The sequence below is a fragment of the Kribbella rubisoli genome (assembly GCF_004217145.1).
In the GTDB taxonomy this organism is placed as follows: Bacteria; Actinomycetota; Actinomycetes; order Propionibacteriales; family Kribbellaceae; genus Kribbella; species Kribbella rubisoli.
In genome coordinates this window covers 500474-527425 of sequence record NZ_SHKR01000012.1, presented here as the reverse complement: position 1 = coordinate 527425, position 26952 = coordinate 500474, and the positions used below count along the sequence as shown (strand labels likewise).

Here is a 26952-nt window from a genome sequence, read left to right as displayed (position 1 = left end):
GTCAACCTGGACACCGGGTCCGTAGCCGCAAACGGCCCCGGAAGGACCGTTCGGGTCGAGTGCTTTGCGCAGGTCGTCCGCTCCGACGACCCGCGCCTCGGCAACGCCGACCGGAGCGGTGCGCGCGATACCCGTGGCGGAGTCGAAGTCCAGCAACGGCCTGGTGCGAGTGAACCTCACCTCGACAGTTCGTGCCGTCCGCGCCGCGAACCGCACATACCCTTCCGGATCGACCGCGGCGCGTGTCGGCGGCCCGCCGTCGAAGGAGAGCTCCACCCCGGTCGGCCGGGACGCCGTCAGGTACGGATCGGTCAGGAACTGCAAGGCACTCACGCTTCTCCGTGCGGGCAACCGCAAGGTTAGACGCGGTGCGGTGTCGTCCGGGGCCGCTACCCAGCCCGTCCCGAGATCACGGTCGACAGCCGCGCCCGGCCGGCCCTCGGGTGCTGCCACAGCCCGGGACGATGCGGTGGCCGTGATCGCTCCTGGTACGACGAGCAGGCGTTCCAGCGCGTCGCCGTCCTTCGGCAACGCCGTACCGAACAGCTGGTACGTCGCGCCATGCGGTACGTCGACGCTGCGCTGCAGCCCGGTCGGCTCCTCCGAATCAGCGGCCTGACTCTCGCTGCACAGCGGCCGCGTACCGACGTGCAGACAGGCAGATCGCCCGATCTGCTGGTTCCTGAACACCAGCGCGCTCGGCTGCCTGACGGACGCGGGCACCAGCAGCCTGCTCGCCGCCGTCATGCCAGGAACAGTCACCTCCGCTATCGACACCCCGTTCGGGTCTTTGCCGTCTGTGGTCGCGACGCTGAGCCGGAGCCGCTGCGTGAGGCCCGGCGGCGTCGGAAGGTGTTGCGGATCGCCAGTGGCCGATACCACCGACGTCAAGGCGCCGGCGTCGGTCTCCAGCCGCAGCGTCCGCACCGGTTCGGTCGTTGGAGCGGCCAACGAGAACTGCACGGTCAGGCCGTCCACCGAACGCGGCGCGGCGAATGTCAGCTCAAGCCACTCGCCGCTCGCTCGACCGAACCGCCCCGAGATCCAGCGCGTCGACGGATCGCCGTCCACCGCGGCGAACGGCCCGCTGCCGGCACCTGTGTGCAAGGACGCGGCAGCGTCCGCGGCCGACGAAGACGCGCGGACATCGACGAGGTCGCCGTTCCAGACCCGCGTCGTCTCCTTCCCGTTCACGGCGTACCCGAGAGCTCGCCGGCCCTGCGTACCGGGATCGGCTGCGGTCAGTACGGGTGAGTAGTTGTTCGCGGGCCGCCCGAACGACACCTCACGGCGCTGCACACCATCGGTCTGGGTCAACGGCAGACCGGTCAGTTTCCCCGCCGCGTCGGACGAGGTGATCGCGCTCCGGTCGCCACCCAGCGCGGTCAATGCGGCGGGCACGTCCTCGGGTGCGCCCTGGACCTCGACCAGCCGGGACTGCGGCAGCAGTACGCCCGAGCTCGTCTCGCCCGCGTCGTAGATCTCGACGCTCGGATACGGCAGCCGTGTGTGGCTGTCGAGCGTCGCGTCCGGCTGCTCGATCGTGCTGCCGGTGACCGGCCCGAACTGCGCGACGCGATCGATGCCGGCGTCCGCGAGGCTCTCGTGGACGGCGAGCAGCGGTGTCGCCTGCGCGTCGTACCGGAGGTCGTTGCGGACCACGACGTAGCGGATGCCGGCTCGGGTCAGCGCCTGGCGCAGGGTCGCGTCACCCACCCCGGAGCCGAGACGTCGTTCGATCTCGTCGAGCCATCGCGTCGCACCCGCGGATCCGAGCGGTACTGCGTCGCGCACCGCCATCGGGCGCTTCAGCAACGCCTGGAACGGTTCGTCCTTCGTCGAGCCCCAGGTGAAGTCCGCGAACGACGAGGCCGGCACCACGAGTACCGAACCCGGTCCGGGCTGCCGGTCGAGCCAGGTGGCAGCATCACGCCAGTAGGCCGGGATAGCGTCGTACCCCTCGCGTCTGGGCAACTGGCCGAGGAGCGCCGGTGTTGCTGCCGAGACGATCAGACAGGCGACGAGCACGGGTACGACGCGGCGGTGCAGCCCGCGCGCTGTCGCCAGCTGGGTGATTCTGTGCAGCGAATGCGCCGCAGCCAGGGCCAGCGGCAGGCGCACGACCAGCTCGAACTTGTGCGTGTTGCGAAGTGCTGCGAGCGGTCCGTCGAGCAGGTCGTGCAACTGCGGTGCCAGCGGCGAGCCGGCTGCGCCTGAATGTCCCAGCGTCAGCAGCAGGAGTCCGACGACGAAGGACAGCTGGAGAAAGCCGCGGTGGCGCAGCGAGCTCATTCCTAGACCGAGCAGGCCGACCAGAGCGATCGCTGCACTGACCAGGATCAGCGTCGGCTGCGTGACGTACAGCCAGCCGGCCGGCCAGCTCGGTCCGCCGCCGGCGGACAGGAAGTTCAGCCACTGCGACGTACCGCGGAACGACTCGAACACGCTGGCCATGCCGGTGGTCACGGCCGCGTTCTCGATCCAGTCCAGGAATGGCGGGCTGTGCCGGCCGAGCAGCACCAGCGGCACGAGCCACCAGACCGAGACAGCTGCGACGCAGCCCAGCCAGGCCGCAGTGACCTTCACGGTGCCGCGCCTGGTAATCAGCCAGAGCGCAGGAAGAACCAGTGTCGCGCCAGTCGCCACAGCGTTGACTCCGCCGACCAGCGCGAACGCCACGGCAGACCAGCTGACCCGCCACCACATGGAGCGTCCTGCCGGGGTCACGAGCGGCAAGAGAACCCACGGCGCCATCGCCATCGGCCATACCTCGATCGAGGTGATCGAGAGCTCGCCGAGCATGCGGGGGCTCGCGGCGTACAGCAGTGCGACGGCGAAGCGAGTCCATGGAACGCCGTACTGGAAGGCGTTGCAGAGCTTCCAGACACCGACGAAGGCGACGCAGAGGACCACCGACCACCACAGGCGCTGAACGATCCAGCCCGGCACGGACACGGTGTCGAGCAGCCAGTGGAACGGACCCATCGGCAGCAGGTAGCCATACGCCTGGTTCTGCAGCTGGCCGAAGGCGCCCTGCGGATCCCACAGGTGCAGGGCCCGTCCGAGGAAGGCGCCCGGACCCGCGGTGAGGTCGAGCTTGGTGTCCGGCACGATCTTGCCGGGCGCCTGGTGGAAGCACAGCGCAACCAGCACCAGGCAGCCCACGACGACTCGAGCCCGCCAGATGACCTTCATCGGCGCCTTAGCACCAGCACGAGGTTCCAGGTGACGACCTCCCGCAGCCCGGGCACAGCGAGTACGCCGTACGCCCAGCGCGGGTGGTACCGCGGCACAGCCGCTACGAGGTCCACGTCCGGACACGTGCGCGCCCATCGCAACCCGCTCGCGACGGTGATCGGAAAGAGCGACTCCCCGAACCTGTTCTTCGGCGGACGACCTGTGCGTCGCTGGTAGCGGCCGGCCGCGCGGTGACCGCCCAGGTAATGCCACGGCGCGGTCTCGTGACCACCGTGCGGCCCCCACCAACCGGTGTAGGACAAGAAGACCGTACCGCCCGGCCGAGTGACCCGGACCATCTCGCCGGCCATCAGCCAGGGGTCAGGGACGTGCTCCAGCACGTTTGACGAAAAGCAGACGTCCACCGACTCGTCCGCGACCGGCAGGGCCATCCCACTACCGAGCACAGTGCCCGGCGCGGGAGCTCCACGGCCGCTGAGCTCGCCAAGGTCCGAGTCGACAGCGAAGTACGCCGCACCGGCGCGACGGAACGCGTCGGCGAAGTAGCCGGGGCCTCCGCCGACGTCGAGCATCAGCGCTCCGTCCAGCCCGACGTACTCGCTCAGCTGACCGACGGAGTCTTCAGCAAGCGTTTCATAGAAGCGATCCGGGTCCGACTGCTCGACGCCGAAGGCGCGGAGCAGCCGCACCGATCGGCCGAGATCGGCCCGCCACCCCCGGCGTGCTGTTGCATTCGTCATCCCCTGCACAGACGGACATTAACGGAACTTCTGAGGTCTGGTGGAGATCGTTACTCCTTGGTAACGTCCGCGCCCATACCTCGGGGGAGGTGACCAGAGGGTGGGGCTGATCAGGTGCGTCCGCAGAGCGTGCTGTTGCTGAACTGGCGTGACACGACGAACCCGGAGGGCGGTGGCTCGGAACGCTACGTCGAGGAGGTAGCGCGTGGCCTTGCGATGCTGGGCTGGACAGTGACCGTGCTGTGCGCGGCGTACCCGGGAAGTCCGCGAGAAGCCCGCCGCGGCGAGGTTCGGTACGTGTATCGCGGCACGAAGGTGACCGTGTACTTGCACGGCCTGCTGTACACCTGGCTGCACCGGCCGGACCGCGTTGTCGACGTCCAGAACGGGCTGCCGTTCTTCACCCGGCTGGTCCGGCGGGCCGTCGTCGTCCTCGTGCACCACGTTCACCGCGAACAGTGGCAGGTCGTCTACCCGGGCTGGCGGGGCCGGCTCGGCTGGTGGCTGGAATCGCGGGTCGCACCAACGTTGTACGCCAATTGTCCTTACGTGACAGTGTCTTCGGCCTCTCGCGACGAGCTGGCCGGCCTCGGCGTCGACAACATCACCATTGTGCATAACGGAACCGACCCGGCACCGGCGCGGCAGCGCGCGCAAGCCGCCGTACCGACGGTGGTGTGCGTCGGCAGGATCGTTCCGCACAAGCAGCTCGAGCACGCGGTGGACGCGATCGCGGTCGCTCGCGAGAGATTGCCGGCGGCACGCCTGATCGTCGTCGGCTCCGGGTGGTGGGAGGACTCGCTGCGGGCGTACGTCGAGACGCGCGGGCTGACCGAGGCTGTCGAGTTCCGCGGGCAGGTCAGCGAGGCCGACAAGCACGCGGCGTACGACGAGGCCTGGGTGCTCGCGTTGCCGAGCCTGAAGGAGGGCTGGGGTCTCGTCGTCGGTGAGGCGGCCGGGCACGGCGTACCGACCGTTGCCTACCGCAGTGCCGGCGGGCCGACCGAGTCCGTACACGACGGGGTCACCGGCGTGCTGGTGGACAGCCCTTCCGAGTTCGCGGCCACCATCACCTCTTTGCTGGCGAACGCCCCACTGCGCCAGCGCCTGTCGGCAGGGGCCCTGGCGGGTGCGGGCCGGTTCACCTGGCGCGCAGCCGCTCGGGCGTTCGACGGACTGCTGGCGTCTACTTCGAGCCGTAGTTCACGATCGGGACGTCGGCCTGCCCCTGGGTCTGACCCTGCGGCGGCGCCGGATCGTCCTTCACCGACTGAACCACCCCGACAACGGTCGTCGTAGCCACTGCGAGTCCAGCGAGCACGGCGATGGCCGCACCGATCAGCGATCCCATGAAAAGCGTCCCCTCCCGATCAAGTGAACCGAAGAGTAACAACGCTGTCCCACCGACGCCAGGGCCGGGAGCAAGGTCAGCACGGCGATCCCCCAGGCCACCAGAACGGTCACCGTTCGCCAGATCGGAAGCCGCTCGGGCGCCGGCGTACCGGCGACCTGGTAGACCGCGATCGTCGGGCCTTCGAACCGTTTCGTGAGTCCCCGGATCACAGTGTCCGGCGCTGGGCCGCCGGCCTCGCGGTCGACGACGATCCAGCCCACGCCGTTCCGCAACAGCACCGGCGCCAGGTCGGTCCCGTTCCTGAGTGCGTTCGCGATGTCTGCTGCCTGCGGGTCCTCGCCACCGAGCCGGCGGCCGGAGACGATCAGTTCGTCCGGCACGATCGACGGCTGCGCACCGAAGTACCGCGGCATCGGGTCGAGCACCGCGCGGTGGCCGTTCCAGGAGGGGGCACGGTAGGCCTCGAAGGGCCACGGGATGAAGCGACCGGTCAACGCCTGTTTCGCCTGCGGCCAGTCGCCCGGGTAATGCGACAGGTGCAGTCCCGCACCACCGGCCAACGCAGGTAGGGCAGCAACCGGAAGCAGTGCTGCGGTGAGGCCGACGACGAGCTTTGGTTTGACCTGCGCCTGCAGCCAGGCGGCAGCGACACCGAAGCCGATCGACTCGAGCAACGCCAGCGGCGCCAGGTAGCGCTGACCATCACGAAACAGGCCGGCGCCCGGGACGTGCTGGACCACCTGTGCGAACAGCCCCGGTGCGACGACTCCGGCCAGCGCGATGAGCAGCGCCACAACCGCAGGGACCACCAACGCACCGGCGAAGCGATCTCTGCGCCACCACAGCTGTACGCCGGCCAGCGACATCAGCAGCATCGCGAAGGCGAGGACGAGCCCGAGCGGTTCGCCACGGCTGCCTGGAACGACGTCTGCGTTCCACACCCCGCCCAGCGTGAGCAGCGTCGGGAGCGTACCCCCGTAGCCCTCGTCACGAGCCGCGAACGCAGACACCGATGCGCCGTCGGTCGCCAGACCGGAGTGCGTGATGCCTGCCACCAGCCAGGGCGCGTTCAGCAGTAGGGCTACTCCCACGGGCCATCGACTGTAGGCGCCTGGTCGCCAAAGCAGCACTACACCGCCAACGAGCAGGCCCACCACACCACCCGACGCCGTCAGCGCACACAGCGCCGCGGCAAGGACGAAGCCGGCCCACCCCCGTCCCTGACGCAGCCTGATCGCACCCCGGACCAGCCAAGGCAGTGCGGCGTACCCGAGCAGTAGCGCCCACGCGCCGAGCCGCAGACGCTCGGCCACAAAGGGATTCCAGACGTACAGCGTCGCGGCCGCGGCTTCAGCCAACCGGCCACCAAGCCGGAGCTCCCGCCACAGCACGGTCACCCCGAGCCCGGCCAGCAACGGGATCGCGACCAGGACCGCCTTGTTGAGCACCTGGCCACCACCGAGCTCGTCGAGCACGGCAACCACGACATCCGACGGCACCGCCCGCGGCATCGCCGCCGAAACTCCGAACAGATCCAGCCGCACCGGCAGGTCTGGCACGAACACCATGTCGTAACTGACGACAAAACCCGGCGCCAGCAGTGGACCTGTGATCACAGCCGTGAGCACCAAAGGCCAGACCATCGGCACGATGCGCCTCATGTGATCGGACAACAACAGTCCCCGTTCCCTCCGCGCCGCAGCACCCGAGCGTCGGTGAGAGGAATTTACAACATCGACTAGCGTGCCTCGGACCACGAGGTGACGGCTTCTCGCAGGCGCTCCGGGTGCCGGGTCGGGACGATCCAGGTGAGGCTCTCTTCCGGGGTGAGGAACGTCCGGAAGGGTCGGCCGATCGCGTTGGGGAAGAAGCTGGCGCGTCGGGTGCTGGGAAACCGGGCCCAGCCGGCGTGCAGTTCGACGACGAGGGCGGCCCGCATGAAGGGCGCGGTCAGGACGCCGAGCTTGCAGGTACCCACGTCGCGGGACTTGCCGTACCGATTGCTGAGCGTGAAGTACTGCGGCGACTGCTTGATCCTGCGGATCGCGGCGCGATCGGTCTCAACGGTCATGCCGCGCACAGCGGTGAGCGGCACCGTGAACAGCCCCCACGTCTGGTGAGTGACCGTCGGCTTGCGCATCGCCGCCCGCGGGGACCGCACAGCGCCGATCCGCAGTTCGTCCCCGGTGATCCGTATCCCGGTCGGCCAGTTCCGGTAGAGAAACGCCGTGCCGAGCATGAGAGAGAAGCAGAGCCCGACGGCCGCCCCGGACCACAGCCGCCTGTTCCGAACACCACGCCGATGACGAACGCGACCACACAGGCCAGCGGCGTCAGCGCACCGAGCACGACCATCGGCCATCGCACAGCCGCCCGATCCTCGGCGTACCTCGTCCCGCTCATCAGCGGCCGATCCTGAGCATTCCCACGCCTCCGCCTCGAGCTTGTACGACCAAGCATGCCGCACCCGGAAGGCCAACGGGATCTTGCTAGCGATCGGCAATGCGGAACACGTGGCGGGCGGTACCGGCGAGCACGCGCTGAATGTCAGGTGGCGCATAGTCGGTCAGGGCGGCGCGCACCGAGTCAATTGCAGTTGCCCAGCTTCCGCCCGTCACGCAGACCGGCCAGTCGGAGCCGATCATCGTTCTCCCCGGACCGAGGATGTCGACGGCCTGACGGACCAGGTCGGAACGCCAAGACGACGGGCCTGTCAGTTGCGTCAGGATGCCGGACAGCTTCACATACACGCTTGGTAAGGCGGCCAGGTCCATGAGCCCGCCCGACCACCGCTCAAGCGCGTCTATGCGGTGCGGAGCGTCCGGTGGCCCAGCCAGATGATCCAGCACGACCGGGACGTCTGGCCCGAGTAACTCCACCAGCCGGCCGACCTGCGCGAACTGCTGCGGCGAGCAGTTCACCTCCAGGGCCAGTCCGTGCTCAGCGAGTTGACCGGCGACAGCGCCCCCGATGTTGGCGAGCAGCCGACCGCCGAGTCGTTCGCGGAGTCCAACAAGGTACCGGCCGTGTGGCCCGGTGATCAGCCACTCGAGCCGGTGCCCAGCCCCGTGACACTGAAGGTTCGCGGTACCGACAACGCCTGCGATGGATGGATCGGTGGCGGCGAGAGCCAGGAGATCGGAGCTCTCGGCGGCGTCACCTCGACCAGCCTCGACAACGATCAGGGACACCGAGGTATCCGGCTCGACGCATCGACGCAGATCATCGAGCCGGTACCGGCGCCGCAGCGGGCCGGTCAGCCACGGGTACCCGCTGACTGGGTCCCACACGTGCACATGTGAGTCGATCAGTTCCATCGGCATGGCACGCGGTCAATCCAGCGCTGTCGGGTCGACTCCGGCGTCGAGGTCGTCGAGGACTCGCCGGGCCAGTAGGTTCCAACTGATGAAGCCGGGATTGAACAGCGGGGCGCCAGTGTCTGCATCGTAGGACTCGTGGATGGTGTCGTTGGCTTTCAGGTCGTCGGCCATCAGGTTCACCAGGCGGGTGGCGATGCGGACGGCTTCGTGGCGGTAGCCGTAGCGGGCGAGTCCGTAGCAGGTGAGGAACGTACTCAACCCCCAAACCGGTCCCTGCCAGTTGGACGGGTCAGCCATGGCGATGTTGTTGTACATGGGCTCATCGGCCGCCATGGAACGGATCCCGAACCCAGACAGGTACTTATGGGGGTTGAGTACGTGCTCGGTGATCAGTCGGTCGGCCAGCGCCGGTTCGGCGACACCGGTCCACAGCGGGAACAGGCATCCCCAGGTGCCGACTTGGAGGGGGACCTCCCAGGTGATGTGTTGGTGGGTGGTCCGGTGGTGCTCGGACAGGTCGAGGTGCCGGTAGGTGCCGGCCCGGTCGTCCCACATGAAGGCGTTGATCGCCCGGCGCAGCTGTTCGGCCTCGCGGCGGTACTGATCGGCGCCGGGTTCCCCAAGCATGTCGGCCAGAGCCGCCATCGAGTTCAGTTCCCGGACGTGGAAGCAGTTCATATCCACTAGCCCGACCGTTCCGCCGAGCCGTCCGTACATCGCCGGATCGTTGTCGATGCCGGATCCTGATTCGTCGGTCCAGCGGAACAGCCCGTGCCGCCCCGAGCATTCGCGGCGATGCCAGTCGCGGGTGGCGACCAGCGCCGGCCAGTACTGCGTGAGCCACTCCCCCGCTCCGGTCAGGCGCGCCGCGGCGAGTGCCCATTGCGCGTGGATCGGCTGGCCCATGTGGTCGTACGACGCAGTACCGTCCGGTTCGACGAGTGATGCGGCCCGGCCGTCGGCGCGGATCGCTTCGAGCAGGATCCGCAACGACCCGACGAAGTGGTCGAGGTATCGCGTCGGCAGGGCAAGTCCGGTGAAGTAGGCGTCCCAGGTCCAGACCGAGTCGTAGATCGCTCCGGGCGCGATGTAGGGGTAGGCCAGTGCCAGGCTCGTGCGCAGTGTGTCCGTCACCATGTCGTCCAGTCGGGCGGCGACGTAGCGGCGATCGTCGCCCGGGCGAGGCCGGATCGAGAAGGCCGGGCGAGGACGCGGATCGCGGACCTGCCGGTCCAGGTAGCGGTCCATCTCCATGGTCACCGCGAACGGCTCCGGGTCGACCGCCTGCCCTGGACCAGATCCGGTCACGTGATCAGCCACCGCTCTTCCTGAAGGTGTCGAGCTGCTTCTGCGCCTCGGCCAGAACCTTCTGCATCCCTGCGTTGTCGAGGTTCTTGAGCAGGCTAGAGACGCCCTTGTCAGCGTCCTGCAGTCCGTTGACGACCTGCGGCCGGTACTGGCCGAGGGCCGCCGACAGTGTCGCGATCTGTGTCTTGATCGGGGTGGTGTCCAGGGCGAAGCCGATCGCCTTCGAGGTCGCCGCCGTGCGGTTCACCTGCGCCTCGGCTTCCCACCGTTTGTGCTTGGCGTCATCGACGCTGCGGTAGTAGGCATTGAACTGTTTTCCGAACACCCAGTCGGTGTTCGGGTTCCACTTGCTGTTGGCCGCGCTCTGGCCGGACGGAAAGCCCACGACGCCGAGGCTCTCGTCGGTGAACACCCAGTGGGTGCCCTTGATCCCGAAGCAGATCGTGTTGTAGAAGTCCCGGTCGGAGTTCAGCATCTCCAGCAACTGCACGGCTTGCTCAGGATTGCCCGCGTGGCTGTTGATCCCGGTCAGCGTCGCGCTGACACCGTCGGTGTTCAGCAACGGCGTCGGTACCAGTACCTTTCCGACCGTCGGGAACGGATAGTACTGCGGGTTGGTCGGGCCGGTCTGGCCTGCCAGGACGGCGACCTTGCCACCGGAGTTCTGCGCCGCCGCGTCGGCCGCCGACAACGGCGAAGAGACAGCGTAGCCCGCCTCGTGCCAGCGCCGGCTGACTGCGGCGGCGGCCTTGAACTCAGGTGTGTCGTACATGTTGAAGACCTGCAGGTTTGCGTCGTCGTAGCGAACGGCCAGACCGTAGGCGCTGGCGACCGGGTCCCAACCGAACAGCTCAGGGTTGAAGACCGTGTTGTTCCCGGCGCTGTCTGTCGCCCAGGGAACGATGCCGTGTTCGTGCTGCTTGATCGTGGCCAGGAACGGCTCGAGCTCTTCGTAGTGGCTGATCGAGGCGACGTCGAAGCGGTACTTCTCGACGAGCTTCTGCTGCGCGATGAATCCCCACAGTTTCGGGAACCGCTGCTGGTTGATGGCGCCGTAGATCTTTCCGTTGACCCGGACGGCGTCCCACGTGGTCTTGGCCATGCTGTTCCACAGCGTCGGGGCATGAGCCGGGAGCAGATCGTCCAAGGCCAGCAGGCTCTTGGCGGCGGCCAGCCGGTAGTAGTCGGTGGCCCATGGCGCGGTGAAGAACATATCGCCGAGTTGGCCGGCCGACGACTTCAGCGTCATCGCCTGGGTGTAGTTCTGCACCGGTTCCAGCGAAACGGTGAAGCTCTTGCCTTTCTCCTTCAACATCGCGTTGAGCGCGGTGGACACCGCCGCGGCATCACCCTCGTTCGGGTTTCCGAGGAACTGGTAACTGACCACTCCGTCGCCGCCACCGCCGGATTTCGTGGACGAACTGCACGCCGCCAGCGACGGCACACCAAGGGCCGCCAGTCCCGCTCCGAGGGCGACCTTTCCGGAGCCGGACAAGAACGCCCGGCGAGAGACCACTGTCATCTGAATCCTCCTGCTGAAGGGGCGCGAGCGCGAGGGCGCGCCCGCGGCTGGTCAGTCCTTCAATCCACCGAGCGCGATACCGCGGATCAGGAACCGCTGAATGAAGAAGAAGGCGGCGACGATCGGTCCGATGGCGAGTACGGCGACCGCCATCCGCACCGTCTGGATCGGTATCGCGATGGTCGTGCCGGCCAGTTGTGAGTTCGACGCCGCGTAGTCGATGTTGGTCAGAATGCGGTACAGATACAGCTGGAGCGGCGCCAACCGGTCGTCGGTGATGTAGAGCAGCCCGAGCCACCAGTCGTTCCAGTACAGGAGCATCACGAACAGCCCGACAGTGGCCAGCGCCGGCTTCGAGAGCGGCAGCACGATGCCGGTGAACACTCGCCATTCGCCGGCGCCGTCTATGCGCGCCGCGTCCATGATGTCCTTGGGCAGCTGCGAGAAGTACGTGCGTAGCAAGAGCAGGTACCACGGCGTGACGACGTACGGCAGGACCAGCACCAGCAAGGTGTTCTGCAGATGCAGATACTGCGTGATCAGGATGTAGGTGGGCACCAGCCCGCCGTTGAAGATCATCGTGAACAGCACGTAGAACGACAGCGGACGGCGCAGTCTGTAGTCGTTGCGGGAAAGCGTGTACGCGAGCATCGACATGATCGTCAAGGAGACGATCGTTCCGGTGACGGTCACGAGGATCGAGACCCCGTAGGCCTGGACGATCTTGCCCGGGTCGCCCAGAACGTAGCGGTAGGCGGTCGCGCTGAACCGCTGCGGCAGTGGTGAGTAGCCGTTGTCGGTGATTGCGGACTCGCTCGAGAACGAGGCCGACAGCACGATGATCAACGGTGTGACGAAGCCGAGCGCCACGATCGCCAGGCCGCAGTGAATCGCGAGGCGGCGCAGGTTGAAGGCCGGCGGAGAATGCCGTGCGGGGCGGTGCGCCTTCGCCGGCGGCGCTGTCTCGGTCACCACGATTACCCTTTCGCAGTTGGTGTCTCGCTGGTTTGTGTCGTGACTCGTTCAGAACAGTGCGTCGGTGCCGCGGCGGCGGACCAGCCAGTTGGCGGTCACGACGAGTACGAAGCCGACGAACGACTGATAGAGCCCCGCGGCCGCGGCCATGCCGACGTCGCCGATCGAGGTCAGCGACCGATAGACGTAGGTGTCGATCACGTCGGTGGTCGGGTAGAGCGTCGTGCTGTTCTGCGTCACCTGGAAGAACAGCCCGAAGTCGGCGTTGAAGATGTGGCTCAGCGAGAGCAGAACATTGATCACGATGAGCGGAACCAGCAGCGGCAGCGTGATCTGCCGGATCTGCTGCCATCGGGACGCCCCGTCGATGGCCGCGGCCTCGTAGTACTCGGGGCTGATCGAGATGATGCCGGCCAGGTAGACGATGACCCAGAAACCGACGCCCTTCCAGACCTCCACGACCGTCAGGATCAGCGGCCACCAGTTCGGCGCGTTGTACCAGTCGACACCAGAGGATCCGAAGTTGTGCAGCAGATGGTTGACGATCCCCGTGTCGGCGTTGAGGAAAGTCAGTGCGAAGTTCGTGATGACCACATAGGACAGCACGAACGGCAGGAACATCGCCGACTGGTACAGCTTGCTGAGCCAGGGAGCGCGGTCACGGACTTCGTTGAGCAGTAGGGCCAGGCCGATCGAGATCACCAGGTTCGCGGCGATGAACAGCGTGTTCATCACGACCGTGTTGCGGGTCACCCGAAGGGCATCGCCACTGGAGAACAAGAAGTGGAAGTTCTGCAGCCCGACCCACGGGCTGTGGAGCACACCGTCGTAGGTGTCGTAGCTCTTGAACGCCAGGATGATCCCCGCCATCGGCAGGTAGTTGAAGACCAGCAACGCCACCAGGGCAGGTGCACCCATGAGCAGTAACGTCAGATCTCGTTGCCGCGAGCCCCGGTTTCGTCGGCTTCGCTCGGATCGGCCGCGTCCTGGTGGCGATGCTGCGTCGGTCTCCGGCCCGTCGACGGAGTCGGCGGTCAAGACTGGCGCCGTAGGCGGCCCGAGCGCACCAGACATGCTCATGACACCCTTCGCTGGATCAAAATTTCCTGCCCTTCGTCTGTTATATTCATGGAATGAGCCTTCTTCGTCAAGCGCCGCTCCGCGGTACGAGGTCTGCTGCGCTCCAACGCATCCGCGCGGCCCTGCCCACCCTGACCCCCGCAGAGCAGCGGGTCGCCGAACGCATCCTGGCCAACCCGGGCGAAGCGATCGCGTTGTCCATCGGAGAAATGGCCCAGGCCTGCGGCGTCGCCCAACCGACCGTCTCCCGGTTCGCGCGCAGCGTCGGCTTCGACGGCTATCCCGCGGTGCGCCTGGACATCGCGCACGACTTCGCCAACGACTCCGAACCGGCGGCCACCGGCCACCGATCCGACCCGGCCGCGCAGATCGCGCTCGATGCGGCGATCCCCGCGGTCGCGACGGCGTTGCGAACCGCGGCAGCGGTCGAGATCTGGACCACCCCCGACCTGGCCTTCGCCGGCGAACTGCTGGAGACGTCGCTGCGCGAGTTGTCGGTGCCGGCGTCGACTTCGGCGATCCCGTCGCACTGGCCTCGCCGCGCGGCGGGATTGCCACCGCAGTCCGCGGTGCTGCTGCTGTCGTCCGATGCCGAGCACATCGCGTGGAGTCAGGCCCCCGCCGCCGCCCGTGCCGCGGGCGCGACACTCATCTCGGTGACGCAGCGGTCGACGCGCACCCAGAACCGGCAGGTCGACATCCTCCTGACGATCCCCGAAACGGATACGGTCGAAGGCGCCGCACTGGCCGCCGTCGAGGCGGTCACCGCAGCCGTGCGTGAGGCATCGCTCTTCGCGGGACCGCCAGGGCCGGCGTCTCCCTGGCGCGGTTGGCCGAACCAGCGTGAGGTGATGATCCCGACGCCCGGCGATCCGCTGCCGGTCGTCGTTCTGCAGCAAGCCGACGAGAGCCCCGATCGCGGGGTCTGCATCTTCTTCAACGGGATGGGCACGACCAAGGAGGAGGCGCTGCCCGGTGGCAACGGGGATCGCATCGCGCCGTCGATCGTCGCCGGCCTGCTGAACTGCGGCTATCACGTGGTTGTGGTCGACAATCCGGCCCACGGCGTTCGCAAGCGGGTCTGGGAGGACACGACAGAGCTGCTGACGGCCGACTTCGCCAGGGACCAGCCAGTACTGCTGGGGCAGTCGCGTGAGTTGGCCACCGCCCTGGTCGACGGAGTGCTCGCGCTCGGGCTCACAGCGGATGCCGGCCGGATCGCGGTCGTCGGTCAGTCGTGGGGTGGGCTGCAGTCGATCCTCTCGATGTGCGGCGATCAGCGCATCGCGTGCGGGGTGATGATCATGCCGGTCTGTGACGCCAGCAATCTGGGTTCGTTCCAGGGGCTCGCAGACGAACCAGGGGCAGCCGCCGGCCGGGTTGGGCCCGACGAGGTAGCGATCCTCGCGCCACGACCGGTCCTGCTGGTGAGCGGCGCCGACGACGAGATCGCCACCGACGCGGACGCGGCAGCATTCGCGCGCGATCTCGCCGGTGCGTACAGCCGACGCAAGGCCAAGACGAAGCTGCAACACGTCACGCTCGAGGGAGTCGGGCACGTGTTCGATGCGCGTCAGGTCGACCACGCCGCCCACTGGCTCGCCACTCACCTCCCGGCATGAGCTGGCGGCCGGAGCTGACCGTTGTCGGCGACCTCCCGCTCGGGCCTCCCCCGGCCTGGGCCGTGCTCGAGCGCGATCTCCTCGAGACCCTCGACAAGGCATGGCGGATCTTCAGCGCACAGTGCACGGCGAGAGACGGGAGTCTCCCCTTCGTCGATCGTGGCCAGCTGACCTCGCGCGACGCCGGTGACGATTTCTACGAGGCGTTCTTCAACTGGCCGACGCTCTATCTCCTCAGTGGTTCGGCCGATCTGTTGAGCGCCGCAAAGCATCACTGGACCGGCGTCACCACACAGCTCGCCGGGCTCGGCCGAGTCGCCCAGGAGTACGAGATCGGCTACGACTGGTTTCACCAGGGCGAGGGCAACCTGTTCTTCTACGGCCTCTGCCTCGCCGACCCTCAGGACCCACAACTGGTCGAGCGGGCGGTTCGGTTCGCCGCTCTGTACGCCGGCCACGAGTCCGGCAACTACGACGCCGAGCTCAACATCATCCGGGCGCCGCACACCGGCAGCCGTGGGCCGCGCTGGGGTCTGACCGACGCCGAGCCGGTCTATGGCTGGGACCCAGTCATGCAACGCTACGGGCTGCCGATCGACTGGATCGGGATCGCGTCGACGGAACAGCTCAAGGACCCCGCGCTGGCCAGGATGATGGGCGAGCAGATGCGCGACCGGATGGGCCGCGGCGACGCAGTGGTGAACCTTGCCGCAACCAGTCTCGTCCTCAACGCCTATCTGATGACCGGCGAGCAGACCTGGGCCGACTGGGTCGTGCGCTACACCGACGGCTGGTGGCAGCGAGCGGCCGACAACGACGGCGTGCTTCCCGACAACGTCGGACTCTCCGGCGCCGTCGGCGAGTACCACGACGGCCGATGGTACGGCGGCAACTACGGCTGGTCGTTCCCGCACGGCGTCGGCAGCGTCGGCGCCGCGGCCGTGGTCGCCGCACAGAACGCCGCGCTACTGACCGCGGACCGGAGCTACTGGCAACCCGCACGTCGGGCCTTCGAGCTGGTGCTCGAGCAAGGACGCGTCCAGCCGCTCACCAACGTGGTCGCGGACTGGCGGACCGAGATCGCACGTCGGCTTGGCCTGAGCGAGGACGCCGAAACCCTGCTCGTGCCGACACGGTTCGCCGACAGTGGCTGGTTCGACCCACTTCCGCCACCGGTCAACATGCTGGCGACCATCTGGCACGGCACCCGGGAAGCCGTGGATCTCGACCGCCTCAACACCGTGCGCGCCGCGTCCGGCTATGCCTGGGCCGTCACGCTGCCGTTCCGCAACAAAGGCGAGGACGGACACGAACAGCCGTGGCTGGCTTATCTGGCCGGAGACTATCCCGCCTATCCCGCAGATGCTCTGCGGACAGCGTCGTCGATCGTGGCCCATCGCCTGGCGCTGATCGAAGCCGACGACGCCGATCCGGGAGAGATCCCCGACTCGCACTACCAGAAGCTCAATCCGGTCGTCACCGAAGTACTGCTCCAGCTGTGCTGCGGCGCACCGCAGCTCGTCTACAACGGTGGCCTGCTGCAACTAGCAGTCCGCTACTGGGATGTCGCGGAGCACCGCCCCGGACTTCCCCAAGACGTTGCAGCGCTGGTCTTCGAGCTCGACGACACCGGGATCGGCATTGAACTGATCAACCTTTCCCTACAAAGCACGCGAGAAGTCGCACTGCAATCGGGAACATTCGCTCAGCACCTGATCGAGTCGGTGCGCTACGACCGCCGCGACAGCGACTACCCAGGATCGCCGTACGTCGAGTTCGCGCCACGAGCCGACACAGTCACACACGAACATCACGTCGCCGGCCGGTACGTCGGCGTACGGCTGCAGCCGCGTTCCCGCGTACGGCTGCGCCTCACCGTGCGGCTCGATCAGCTGCCGCCGACCTACTCCGCTCCCTGGGACCTCTGAGAGGACGCCGTCATGTCCGATTCCAGCATTCCCACGGTTGAAGGGGTCGCCGGCCTGCCGCTGACCCAACTCGGACTCGGAACAGCCACCTTCGGCTGGCTGTACGAGCCCGTCAGCGCTTCCCAGGCCGCTGCGACCGTGCACCGTGCCCTCGAGCTCGGCATCAATTACCTGGACACTGCGCCGGCGTACGGCCTCGGTGCGGCGGAATCCAAGACCGGGGCAGCATTGCACGACGTCGACCCCGGCCAACTTGTCGTCTCGACGAAAGTCGGTCGGGTCCTGGAACCGTTGCCTGCCACCGCGGCGCAGAACGAGGCGTATCCGGGAGCGCCCCAGCTACAAGCCGTCGACGCCTGGACCGAGGACGGTATCCGTCGATCGCTGGAGGACAGCCTGGTTCGGCTGGGCCTCGACCGCGTCGAGATCGCCTACATCCACGACCCGGACGACAACGAACAGGACGTCTACGACACGGCCTTTCCGGCCCTGGCCCGTCTGCGCGACGAGGGAACGGTGCGGGCCATCGGAGTGGGCATGAATCAGTCGGCCATGCCGGCCCGTTTCGTCGAGCGACTGGACCTTGACGTCGTCCTAATGGCCGGCCGCTACACGCTCCTGGAGCAGGGTGCACTCGATGACCTCTTGCCCATGTGTCTCGCCCGGGGAACCCGCGTGGTGATCGGCGGGCCGTTCAACAGCGGCTTGTTGGCAAGCCCTACCAAGTCCGCGCACTACAACTACGGTCCCGCTCCGAGCGCCCTGCTCCACAAGGCGCAGGCGATACACCGCGTTTGCGCCAGCCACGGTGTGCCGATCACCGCCGCCGCGCTGCAGTTCCCCCTCGGGCACCCGTCTGTCGTCAGCGTGCTCGCAGGAATGCGCACGCCGGCCGAAGTCGAGCACAACGTGGCCGCGTTCTCCACCGACATTCCGGAGGAGTTGTGGAAGGAGCTCCGGGCCGAAGGTCTGCTCCGGCCCGGAGCGCCCGCCTGAGCACAACAGCTGTCACGGCACCACAACGGTGTTACTGCCGCCGTCGACGAGACCCGAAGCTGGTCCCTGATAGATCGTGCGGTCCCAGCCGCCGTCGAGCGTTGCTTCGTTCGTCACCGATGCACCGGGCTCGTTGTGAACGATCGCGTTGTACCGGCCATAGGTTGCTGCCGGACTCGGGGTTGTTCCTGAGTCCCCCATCCACACCACGTCCGTGATCTCGGATGCGACGTTCCTCGAGACCACGTTCCCACGCAGGAACGGATACGGCGGTACGCCGCCAGAGAAGTCCTGGTAGCTGAGGAGTGCATGGGCGGCGGTGAAAGTGTTGTCGGCGATGTGGTTGTAGAAGACCGGATGGAACTTCACCGCAGCCGCGGTCCCGCCCAGCAGGCCGACGAATCCGGCTCCGCACATCTCCGGCACTATCACGCCGGGCGCGCCACTGCTGTCGAACTCGTTCCGGGCCACAACGCCGAGCAGCGAAGGACCGTAGCTGCCGATGTACTTCGAGCAGGCGGTGATGGCGTTGTGAACATAGAGTTGACGCGCGTGCACAACGTCGATGAGGAACGAAGAGGTCGTGTCCGGGAGCACATCCCAGGCTCTGTCGACGGTCAGAGTAGTTGTCGTGTTGCCGATGATCCGACGCACCTGGCCGGAGCCGGTCCCGTCGAGGATGAAGACGTGAGCGCCGATCGGGTCCTGGGCCGAGTTGACGGCGAAGGTGCTCCCGCTCGCGGTGATTGTGTTCGCGGTCGTGGAGCTGACCGGAAGGGTCTGGATTCCGCCGGTGATGCCGTTGAACGTGTCACCGACGAAGACCTCGCCGTTGTTGGCCATGTCGCCGGGCTGGCCGGCGTCCTGCACCGTGTTGTGCGCGATGAGCATGTCCTCCACCCCGCACGCGTCGGCGGTGCCGAACCGGCCGTGCGAAACCTTCAGCGCTCCCGTCTGCACGGCGCGTGCGTAGTAGTAGGTGCTTGACCCTCGAGCGAACGTGTTGCCGCGAATCGTGAGCCGGCGGGCTCCCCACACTTCTACGCCGTCGTTGTCGGCATGAGGCGCCGCGTTGGGGTCGCCCGGGTTACGCGGGTAGAAGATGGCGAAGGCGTTGTTCTGCACCTGTACGTCGACCACGTTGATGAGGAAGATTCCCTTGTGGCAGGTGAAGGAGCACCCGTCGACAGTCAGATCACGGGTGTTCTGCGCGAAAATGGAACAGACTCCCGCGTAGAGCCAGGCATCGTCGGGATAGCTGTCGGCAACGAACACGGTGTCAGTGACAGACACGCCGCTGCAGCCATCGATCTGGAGCACAATGGCGCGCTTGCCGTTGGTGTCGAAGGTGATCCCACTCAGTTCGACCGGCTGGATGGACGGGGCCAGGTAGAGCATCCCGTTCTCGTCGTCGGCCTTCATGACCTGGGGATCGATGACCGTGTTGACGGGAATGTCTGGGCTGAACGGCGCACTGTCGCTCATTCTCAGGGTCGTGCTCCCGGCGCCTGCACCGAGGATCTGGATGCCTGCGGTCCCCGCGCCGAGGGCAAGCTTCGAACTGATCGTGTAGGTACCAGCCGGGAACGATACGCACGCGCCTGCGGAGTTGGCCGCGGCAGCGTTCAGTGCGTTCTGGAGGCTGGTTGTCGCATCAGCTGCGCCGGTCGGGTCGGCTCCGAAGTCCGCGACGACGTCGTACGTGGTGCCCGGGGCGGTGGCCGGGTTGGTGACCGTGAAGGTCAGCGAGGAGTCATATGCGTAGTGGCCGCCGAGGCCGTTGGAGGCCACGACCGTATAGCTGCCGGTTGCCAGCGCGGTCGGCACTGTGAAGGCCAGCTCATATTCGCTGACCGCTGCCACCGTGCAGGCCGTCAGACCACCGGAGTCGCGCAGGTACACCTGCGGTGTGCGACCGTCCCGGGAGACGGCGGTCCCGATCAGGGTTGCCGAGCCGCCACGTGCCGCCTTCGCGCGATCGAGGTACCACGGCTGGGCGGTGTTGATCAGCAGGGGCGACGACCACGTCGTACCTCCGTCAGTGGAGGCGTAGATCGCGTATGCGCCGTCGACGATGCTGGGCGGTATCTCGGTCACCACGTTGTCCCCGCTGGCCGCAACTACCGTGAGGCTCGTCGAGCCGGCCGGGGGCGCCGCCGGAAGTGGTGCAACGCTTGTTGGTGCGCTGGTGTCGTTAGGTATCGCCCACAGCTTCAGCGTCACCGTTCCCGTCAGTCCGCCGCCTGCAAGTGACAACGCCTCGCCGGGCCGAACTGTTCGTACCTGATCCGGGTAGATGACAGGAGCGGTTCCACTCAACGGCGAGGCAATCGCTCGACGCGTCGGTCCCGCCAACACGGCGGCGCCGGCCACCACGCCGGACGCCGCCAGAAACGCACGGCGTGAGGGGGCGAACCGTGGATCCTTCCCTGGCTCGCTCTTGGCACCGCGCCGGCCGGCTGTCTGCGGATCGTGTCCATGCGGCATCTCTGCCTCCACTGGCTGAGTCGTGAGACGGGCACGAGGAATGTAACAGGCATCCGTTGTGTATGGAACATCCAAACGGACCAAGCTACAACGCGAGGCAGCCCGGCGGTGGGCTGCTGGCCTCGCCGACGGTTGGTCAGACGGTGAGGGTTTTGGGGGTGCCTGGGGTTAGCCAGGTGAGGGCGTTGCGGAGGTTGGTGGGGGCGGTGGCGAAGGCTTGGGTGATGGTGTCGCGGCCCTGGGTGAAGTGGGTCCAGCCCTCGTAGTGGACGGGGATCACGGTGTGGGGCTTGAGCAGTTCGCAGAGGGCGACGCCGTCGGGGCCGGACATTGTGTACTTGAGCGGTCCGGTGATGCTGAACCGGACCGCGCCGAGGTGGAGTACGACGGTCCCGACGTCGATCCGCTGCGCGACCTCGCGCACGCCGTCGTACAGCACGGTGTCGCCGGAGATCCACAGCGCTCCGTGCTGCTGACCCGGCCACCGTACGGCGAAGCCGGCAACCTCGCCGGTAATCGGGCGGCTCAGTGGCGGGCCGTGGCGACACGGTGTTGCGGTGATCTCGAGGGCAGGTCGATCGGGATGCTCCAGTGAGTGGACCGACCATGGCGACAGGCCGACCGCGTCACCGCCGAGCCGGCGCGCGCCGGCGCTGGTCGTCACGATCGTACGAACGCCTGCCAGCAGCGAGCGGCCGGAATCGTCGAGGTTGTCGGCGTGATGGTCGTGGGTCAGCAGTACGGCGTCGATCGGCGGCAGTTCCGCGGTCGACAGGCTCGGCCCGGCCACCTTCGTGGAGGCCGAGCCCCAGCCGAACGAGTACCGGCGGCCGGGCGGGTCGAAGGTCGGGTCCGTGAGCAGACACCAACCCGCGACCTCGATCAGCGTGGTCGGACCGCCGATATGGGTGATCCGGACATCCGTCACGGCGTGGCCGGCTTCGCGTGGGCCAGGGCCCAGTCGAGGACCTCGTCGGCGATCTTCTCCCAGCCGGCCTGGGCGGGCAGGAGGTGCGCGTAACCGTCGTACAACTTGACCTCGGTCACGGTGTCCGACTTGTAGTGTTTCGCGTTCGAGTGTTGCACCTCCGGCGGCATGATGTGGTCCTCCGAGCCGGAGACGAACAGCAGCGGCACCCGGTTGTCGTTGTGATAGTCGACCCAGGTGTCCTGGTGACCGGGCTGGAAGTTCGCGAGCACACTCCCCCAGAGGATCCCGCCGTTCGCGGGGATCGCGTAGCGCTCGTACAGCGCCTTCGACTCCTCGTCGGTGAAAGTGTTGGTGAACGCGTACTTGAACTCCTCCAGCGACAGCGGGATCGCCTTGTGCCGGTTCGCCGGGCTCTTCAGCACGGGGAACGTCGACTTCACCTGCGACAGCGGTACGACGCGAACACCTTCCGTCGGCGCCGAGTTCATCGCCACCCCGACCGCACCGCAGCCGTGGTCGAGCAGGATCTGGGTGAACGCGCCACCCGCGGAGTGGCCGATGATGATCGGCGGCGCCGGCAGCTCCCGGATCACAGCCTCCAGGTGGGCGATGATCTGCGGGACGGTCAGCTTGAGGATCGGGGTCGGGTCGGCGTTCAGCGACTCCACCTCCACCTCGAACCCCGGGTAGCCCGGCGCGAGAACGCGGAAACCGCGCTGCTCGTAGTGCGTCACCCAGTGCTCCCAGCTTCGCGGTGTCATCCAGAAGCCGTGCACCAGAACGATCGTGTCGGGAGCAGCCATGATCAGAATCCCCTCCAGGTCAGGCACCGTGGCCGCAAACGTAGCCAGCGGAAAGTCGGCCGACATAGGATCTGACTGCACGGTTCAGGGCTGCCGGCGCACAGCTTTTGGGAGGGGCCGGCTATGGCTGTCATCCTCGATACCGCCGATCTGCCGCCCCACGATCGTGCCGAGGCGTTCTACTCCGCGATGATGTCCGCGAGCGTGCCCGCGCGCGTCGAACACGAGGACAGGCGCGGTGACGTGCATGCCCGGATGGACTTCTGGCAACTCGGCGTACCGGACCTGTTTCGCAACGAGGGCTCGGGGATCCGGCTGGTTCGCACACCCAAGCACGTGCGGATCGGAGCGCCGGAGCGGTTGGCGCTCGCGGTGCAGGTGACCGGGGTCGGTGCCTTCGCTCAGGCCGGACACCAGCAGCGGGTTCACACCGGTGAATTGATGCTCGTTGATCTGACTTCGCCGTACGAGTTCGCGTGGAGCGGTCATGGTGCATCCCTGGCCTTCCAGATCGACTACAACGAGCTGGGGCTGAGTGTCGAGACTGTACGAGCTGCTGCGGCGCGGTTGCCCAGCAGTCCGATGTACGCGCTCGTCCTCCAGCACCTGAGCGCATTGCCAACCATCAGCGACGCACTGCAAGGCACGCGATCCGCACCCATGCTCGGGGCCGCTACAGCTCAGTTGGTCCGCGCGCTGCTCGCCTCGGCGGCGGACGACGACAGACATCACCGGCCGGCGATGGCCGAGGTCCTTCTCGCGCGCATCACTTGGTACGTGCGCCAGCATCTCGCCGACCCGCACCTGACACCGGCCCGGGTGGCGTCGGAGCACTTCATCTCGCTCCGGTACCTCTACAAACTCTTCGCCGGCCACGACCTCAGCTTCGAACAATGGCTCATCACCGAACGCCTCGAGGCTGCCCGCCGCCACCTCGTCTCAGCGCCCGACATTCCGATCGCCGCCGTCGCGGCCCACTGGGGCTTCCCGGATCCCAGCCACTTCACCCGCCGCTTCCGCCAGGCGTACGGCGTCCTCCCGAGCGAGTGGCGCCGCTCAACAGCTGATGAGCCACAGGCATGATTCTTACCTGGGGTATCTAAATGGGTACGATGCTGATGTGACAGGAGCTTTTCCGCGGGCGGCCACTGATCAGAGCCTGTTGCGGCGGCTTAACGAGTTGTCTGTGTTGGGTGCGTTGCGGGGCAACGGGGCGAGGCCGTTGCGGGAGGTCGCTGATGCCACGGGGCTGTCGTGGCGCTCCGCGCAGGTCGTGACCGAGAAGCTTGGTGAGCAGGGCTGGCTGGCTGAGACAGAGGCCGAGGCCGACGACAAACGGATCGGGCGGCCGGCCCGGCGGTATCGCTTTCGCTCTGAGGCCGGGTATGTGGTCGGGCTGGACATCGGGCAACGCAAGATCCGGGTGATCATCGCCGACTTGGACGCGACCGTCGTATCAAGCCATCAGGTGGAGGTCTCTGCCGAGGACAGTGCCGACGCCAGGCTCGAGAGTGCGGATCAGGCGCTGCGCGAGGCACTGGCGACCGCCGGAATCCAGCCGCAGAACGTGTGGGCGGTGACGATGGGGACCTCGGGAGTCATTGCCCCTGACGGCACCATCACCTCGGTCCTACTGCCCGGCTGGACCGGACTCGATCCGAGAACCAGGTTGACGGCGGTGGCGCCGTGCCCGGTGACCGTGGTCAACGACGCCAATCTCGCCGCGCTCGCCGAGCGGTGGCGCGGCCGCAGCGCCGAAAACATGATCTACCTGCTCGTCGGGATGCGGCTGGGGGCCGGTCTGATCATCAGTGGAAAGCTGCACACCGGTTCGGGCGGGGCGGCCGGTGAAATCGGCATGCTGCAGGGATCGGGATGGAACGACGCGTCCGAACGGCTTGCCGCCACGCCTGTCGCCCCCGTGAACGAAAGCCCCGAGGATCGTGACCTCGCGGCCACGCGGGTTTTCCAGGCCGCCCGTGAGTCACACCCGGCGGCGCTCGCCGCTGTGGACCGCTTCGCCGCCGATCTCGCGCGCGGCGTCACACCGATGGTTCTCACCGTCGATCCGGAACTCGTGGTGCTCGGCGGCAGCTTCTCCCATGCGGCCGACTTGCTGGTGCCTCGACTGGAGACTTTGCTGGCCGGGACCTGCGTGCACACGCCGCAGCTAGCGGCATCCGAGCGCGGCGACGACGCGGTCGCCTATGGCGCGCTGCGGCTCGCCCTGGACACCGTCGACCAGCGGATCGCGTCGCTGGACAGTGCGTCGCCGTTGATCCCGGCCGCCGTCCGGGGCCACTGACAGCCCTGCCCGTCACGCCCGCCGGCCTGTATTGAGGCTGCGGGAGTCGTTACCTGACCGCGCTCCAGTCGCGGGTCCCCGGCACGTCGTACCCCCTTGACAGCCCCATATTGAAGACATTTAACTTATCTCACTTAGTTATCTGCCATCAATTAGTCAACGAGTGATCGGGCGGGCCCATGGCACGTAGCAGAAGAAGGCTGGTCGCGGTGCTGAGCGCAGTGGGAGTGACGGCGGTGGGCCTGGTCGCACAGGCGAGTGCATCGCCGGCGTCCTCGACCGGCACCACCTATTCCATCGAAGTCGGCCCGGCGAAATCCCAGCCGTTCACGAGTGACACACCGGCGTACCCGATCATCGACAAGGAGGGCACGTTCTACGCCCAGCAGGCCGAGGCCCTGTACGGCGCCAACGACCCGCGGCACTGGCGGTTCTACTCCGGCACGAACTACGACGACGCGTTGCCGAACGCAACCCTCAACACCTGGGCGAACCCGGCCAATCCGGTGGACAAGAACAACGACACCACGTGGCGGTGCAACAACAGCCCGACCGGCGTGCAATCGACACTCGCGCCGCCCGCCTCCCCCTACTCGCAGCCGAACTACTGCGACCTGATGGGAATGTGGGTGGATCCGGACACCGGAAACTGGATCGGCCTGGTACACAACGAATTCACGCCGCAGCCGTTCGGCGACGGCATGCACTACGACTCCATCGACTACGCGAAGTCCACCGACCAGGGCCGCACCTGGACCATCGTCGACCACGTGCTGACCTCGCCGTACAGCACCAAGCGCGGGGACCGGACGGCGTTCCCGAACCAGACCTACAAGTACGGCGACGGCGACCAGCGCCTGTTCGTCGACACAGCGTCGGGATACTTCTACGTTTACTACGGCTCGTCGGTCGTCGACAAGCCGGGCGGCGGCGGTGCGATCCACCGCCTGGAGCACGTAGCCCGCGCGCCGCTCTCGGGGAAGATGGCCCGAGGCACGTGGATGAAGTGGTACGACGGCACCTGGTCAGAGCCAGGAGTGGGCGGCCGGGAAAGCAACATCGTCCCCGCGGACACCGGCAACCCGAACGGGTACACCGATCCGGCCAAGGACTACAAGCCCACGAACTCCGGCTATGTCAGCCAACAGCTCGCCGCCGGAACTCTGCCGGCCCAATCACCGCTGCTGTACATGAGCGTCACCTACAACGCCTATCTCGGCCTCTACATCGCTGGTGCCAACCCTCTCAACCCGAACGACTCCAAGCACGCGGAGCCGTTCTACGCGACCGACGACCTCTCGACGCAGAAGTGGCACAAGATCGGCGACACCGGCTCCGCCCTGTACGGCGACTACTGGTACCACTGGTACGCCGACAGCGTGAACGCCAGCAGCGGCAACATCGTCGGCAGGACGTTCCGCAACTACTGCGAATACAACTGCTCGTCCAACGCCGCTGAGTACCGCAACATCACCATCGAATCCAGCGATCCGGCCGCATCCCCGGCGGACCCGTCGAAGACCTACCGGATCAGTAGCCGCGGCGGCCTGGCTCTCACCCAGCTGTCAGGCAGTTCGTCGACCACCTCCGTGGCCGGACAGAAGGCTTCGAACCTAGCGGCGTGGGCGTTCGTCCCCAACGGTGACGGCTCCTACCGGATCATCAACGCCGCCACCGGCCAGGCGCTCGGTATCGACTCCAGCATCAGGACCAGCCGGGCGTGGGGAACCACTCCGATCGTCTCCCCCTACCGGGCCGCAGTGGGCCAGCAGTGGTTCTTCATCAAGACCAAGACCTCGGGCGGCAGCTACAGACTCGTCAACCGATACAGCGGTTTGGCGCTCGCCATGTCCGCAGACTCCCGTCGCCGGGTCGAGACCACCCCGCCACGCTATTGGTCCAACAAGACAGGCAGCTCGGTCGGCGGCAACCGCAACGAGACCGAGCAACTTCTCACCCTCACAGCGGTGGGAATCAACCCGCCGCAAACCGACCTCGCCCAGTTCAAACCCGCCACCGCACGGAGCGAGCAAGGTGTGAACACGGCAGATCTGGCGGTAGACGGCGACCCGGACACCTACTGGAGTGCAGACCCGTATCCACAGTGGTGGCAGGTCGATCTGCTCGGCGTCCACAGCATCAACAATGTTGCCGTCACCAACTATGCGGACGGCACCCGCTACTACAAGTACAACATCCAGGCCAGCACCGACGGCACCAACTGGACAACCATCGCGACAAAGGAAACCACGACACCGGCCACGCGCGCGGGCGACAGTTATCCGGTTGAGGTTCAGGCCCGCTACCTACGGGTCAACGTGACCTACAACTCGGACAACACCGGCGTCCACATCACCAACTTCACAGCGAGCGGAAGCTGACG

The 26952-nt window shown here is 67.0% G+C and carries 18 protein-coding genes and 2 pseudogenes; 7 read left to right on the top strand and 13 right to left on the bottom strand.

Annotated features, from left to right (window positions below; genetic code table 11):
- Window positions 1-84: 84 nt before the first annotated feature.
- Window positions 85-3195: pseudogene (locus EV645_RS43365) on the bottom strand (alpha-(1->3)-arabinofuranosyltransferase); the annotation flags it as partial.
- A complete protein-coding gene (locus EV645_RS16665; RefSeq protein WP_130444712.1) occupies window positions 3192-3938 on the bottom strand; it encodes a class I SAM-dependent methyltransferase in 747 nt (248 codons plus the stop codon). The gene EV645_RS16665 and the pseudogene EV645_RS43365, both read right to left, overlap by 4 nt.
- 114 nt (window positions 3939-4052) lie before the next feature.
- Between EV645_RS16665 and EV645_RS16660 the strand changes: the two genes are divergently transcribed.
- The gene (locus tag EV645_RS16660; RefSeq protein ID WP_242000462.1) at window positions 4053-5237 is read left to right on the top strand and encodes a glycosyltransferase family 4 protein; all 1185 of its coding nucleotides are present in this window, start codon (window positions 4053-4055) and stop codon (window positions 5235-5237) included.
- Here the strand turns inward: EV645_RS16660 and EV645_RS42755 are convergent.
- The 8 genes and pseudogenes from EV645_RS42755 to EV645_RS16625 all read right to left on the bottom strand — a co-directional run.
- Window positions 5191-5289 (bottom strand): annotated as a pseudogene (locus EV645_RS42755) (DUF2613 family protein); the annotation flags it as partial. The gene EV645_RS16660 and the pseudogene EV645_RS42755 overlap by 47 nt on opposite strands.
- A complete protein-coding gene (locus EV645_RS16655) occupies window positions 5277-6953 on the bottom strand; it encodes an MmpA family trehalose lipid delivery protein (RefSeq protein WP_130444710.1) in 1677 nt (558 codons plus the stop codon). The gene EV645_RS16655 and the pseudogene EV645_RS42755, both read right to left, overlap by 13 nt.
- Before the next feature lie 77 nt (window positions 6954-7030).
- Window positions 7031-7531, bottom strand: coding sequence for a hypothetical protein (locus EV645_RS16650; protein WP_130444708.1), 501 nt, complete (start codon window positions 7529-7531; stop codon window positions 7031-7033).
- 250 nt (window positions 7532-7781) lie between these two features.
- Window positions 7782-8615 (bottom strand): amidohydrolase family protein, encoded by an 834-nt coding sequence (locus tag EV645_RS16645; RefSeq protein ID WP_130444706.1) that lies wholly within the window; start codon window positions 8613-8615, stop codon window positions 7782-7784.
- Between the two features lie 9 nt (window positions 8616-8624).
- The gene (locus EV645_RS16640) at window positions 8625-9932 is read right to left on the bottom strand and encodes an amylo-alpha-1,6-glucosidase (RefSeq protein ID WP_130444704.1); all 1308 of its coding nucleotides are present in this window, start codon (window positions 9930-9932) and stop codon (window positions 8625-8627) included.
- Entirely contained in the window at window positions 9925-11442 is a 1518-nt protein-coding gene (locus EV645_RS16635) for an ABC transporter substrate-binding protein (RefSeq protein WP_130444702.1), read from the bottom strand. Before EV645_RS16635 ends, EV645_RS16640 begins: the two co-directional genes overlap by 8 nt.
- 51 nt (window positions 11443-11493) lie before the next feature.
- Window positions 11494-12414 carry a carbohydrate ABC transporter permease gene (locus EV645_RS16630; protein ID WP_130444700.1) on the bottom strand — a complete coding sequence of 307 codons (921 nt, stop codon included), beginning with the start codon at window positions 12412-12414 and terminating at the stop codon, window positions 11494-11496.
- Window positions 12415-12465: 51 nt separating this feature from the next.
- Window positions 12466-13335, bottom strand: a complete 870-nt coding sequence (locus tag EV645_RS16625) for an ABC transporter permease (protein ID WP_130444698.1) — start codon at window positions 13333-13335, stop codon at window positions 12466-12468.
- A gap of 215 nt (window positions 13336-13550) precedes the next feature.
- Between EV645_RS16625 and EV645_RS16620 the strand changes: the two genes are divergently transcribed.
- The 3 genes from EV645_RS16620 to EV645_RS16610 are packed head-to-tail and all read left to right on the top strand — an operon-like array spanning window position 13551 to window position 18043.
- A complete protein-coding gene (locus EV645_RS16620; RefSeq protein ID WP_130444696.1) occupies window positions 13551-15119 on the top strand; it encodes an alpha/beta fold hydrolase in 1569 nt (522 codons plus the stop codon).
- The gene (locus EV645_RS16615; RefSeq protein ID WP_130444694.1) at window positions 15116-17047 is read left to right on the top strand and encodes a DUF8034 domain-containing protein; all 1932 of its coding nucleotides are present in this window, start codon (window positions 15116-15118) and stop codon (window positions 17045-17047) included. Before EV645_RS16620 ends, EV645_RS16615 begins: the two co-directional genes overlap by 4 nt.
- 12 nt (window positions 17048-17059) lie before the next feature.
- A complete protein-coding gene (locus tag EV645_RS16610; protein ID WP_130444692.1) occupies window positions 17060-18043 on the top strand; it encodes an aldo/keto reductase in 984 nt (327 codons plus the stop codon).
- A 12-nt stretch (window positions 18044-18055) separates the two neighbouring features.
- On the opposite strand, the gene EV645_RS16605 is transcribed toward EV645_RS16610, so the two are convergent.
- From EV645_RS16605 to EV645_RS16595, 3 genes are all read right to left on the bottom strand, one after another.
- Entirely contained in the window at window positions 18056-20140 is a 2085-nt protein-coding gene (locus tag EV645_RS16605) for a glycosyl hydrolase family 28-related protein (protein WP_157997085.1), read from the bottom strand.
- A gap of 526 nt (window positions 20141-20666) precedes the next feature.
- Window positions 20667-21458: an MBL fold metallo-hydrolase gene (locus tag EV645_RS16600; RefSeq protein ID WP_130444688.1), complete on the bottom strand. Its 792-nt coding sequence runs from the start codon at window positions 21456-21458 to the stop codon at window positions 20667-20669.
- Entirely contained in the window at window positions 21455-22264 is an 810-nt protein-coding gene (locus EV645_RS16595) for an alpha/beta hydrolase (protein WP_130444686.1), read from the bottom strand. Before EV645_RS16595 ends, EV645_RS16600 begins: the two co-directional genes overlap by 4 nt.
- Window positions 22265-22387: 123 nt before the next feature.
- Here EV645_RS16595 and EV645_RS16590 point away from each other — a divergent pair, with 123 nt between their 5' ends.
- The 3 genes from EV645_RS16590 (at window position 22388) to EV645_RS16580 (ending at window position 26950) form a co-directional block, all read left to right on the top strand.
- A complete protein-coding gene (locus EV645_RS16590; RefSeq protein ID WP_130444685.1) occupies window positions 22388-23347 on the top strand; it encodes a helix-turn-helix domain-containing protein in 960 nt (319 codons plus the stop codon).
- 190 nt (window positions 23348-23537) lie between these two features.
- Entirely contained in the window at window positions 23538-24569 is a 1032-nt protein-coding gene (locus tag EV645_RS16585; RefSeq protein ID WP_157997084.1) for an ROK family protein, read from the top strand.
- A 209-nt stretch (window positions 24570-24778) separates the two neighbouring features.
- Window positions 24779-26950 carry a galactose-binding domain-containing protein gene (locus tag EV645_RS16580; protein WP_198681659.1) on the top strand — a complete coding sequence of 724 codons (2172 nt, stop codon included), beginning with the start codon at window positions 24779-24781 and terminating at the stop codon, window positions 26948-26950.
- Window positions 26951-26952: the final 2 nt, after the last annotated feature.

What these genes read in the sequence shown, in the direction of transcription:
- EV645_RS16665 (WP_130444712.1), bottom strand. Translation starts at nt 3,938, where the DNA reads ATGACGAATGCAACAGCACGCCGGGGGTGGCGGGCCGATCTCGGCCGA.
- EV645_RS16655 (WP_130444710.1), bottom strand. Translation starts at nt 6,953, where the DNA reads ATGAGGCGCATCGTGCCGATGGTCTGGCCTTTGGTGCTCACGGCTGTG.
- EV645_RS16650 (WP_130444708.1), bottom strand. Translation starts at nt 7,531, where the DNA reads ATGCTCGGCACGGCGTTTCTCTACCGGAACTGGCCGACCGGGATACGG.
- EV645_RS16645 (WP_130444706.1), bottom strand. Translation starts at nt 8,615, where the DNA reads ATGCCGATGGAACTGATCGACTCACATGTGCACGTGTGGGACCCAGTC.
- EV645_RS16635 (WP_130444702.1), bottom strand. Translation starts at nt 11,442, where the DNA reads ATGACAGTGGTCTCTCGCCGGGCGTTCTTGTCCGGCTCCGGAAAGGTC.
- EV645_RS16625 (WP_130444698.1), bottom strand. Translation starts at nt 13,335, where the DNA reads ATGGGTGCACCTGCCCTGGTGGCGTTGCTGGTCTTCAACTACCTGCCG.
- EV645_RS16620 (WP_130444696.1), top strand. Translation starts at nt 13,551, where the DNA reads ATGAGCCTTCTTCGTCAAGCGCCGCTCCGCGGTACGAGGTCTGCTGCG.
- EV645_RS16615 (WP_130444694.1), top strand. Translation starts at nt 15,116, where the DNA reads ATGAGCTGGCGGCCGGAGCTGACCGTTGTCGGCGACCTCCCGCTCGGG.
- EV645_RS16610 (WP_130444692.1), top strand. Translation starts at nt 17,060, where the DNA reads ATGTCCGATTCCAGCATTCCCACGGTTGAAGGGGTCGCCGGCCTGCCG.
- EV645_RS16595 (WP_130444686.1), bottom strand. Translation starts at nt 22,264, where the DNA reads ATGGCTGCTCCCGACACGATCGTTCTGGTGCACGGCTTCTGGATGACA.
- EV645_RS16590 (WP_130444685.1), top strand. Translation starts at nt 22,388, where the DNA reads ATGGCTGTCATCCTCGATACCGCCGATCTGCCGCCCCACGATCGTGCC.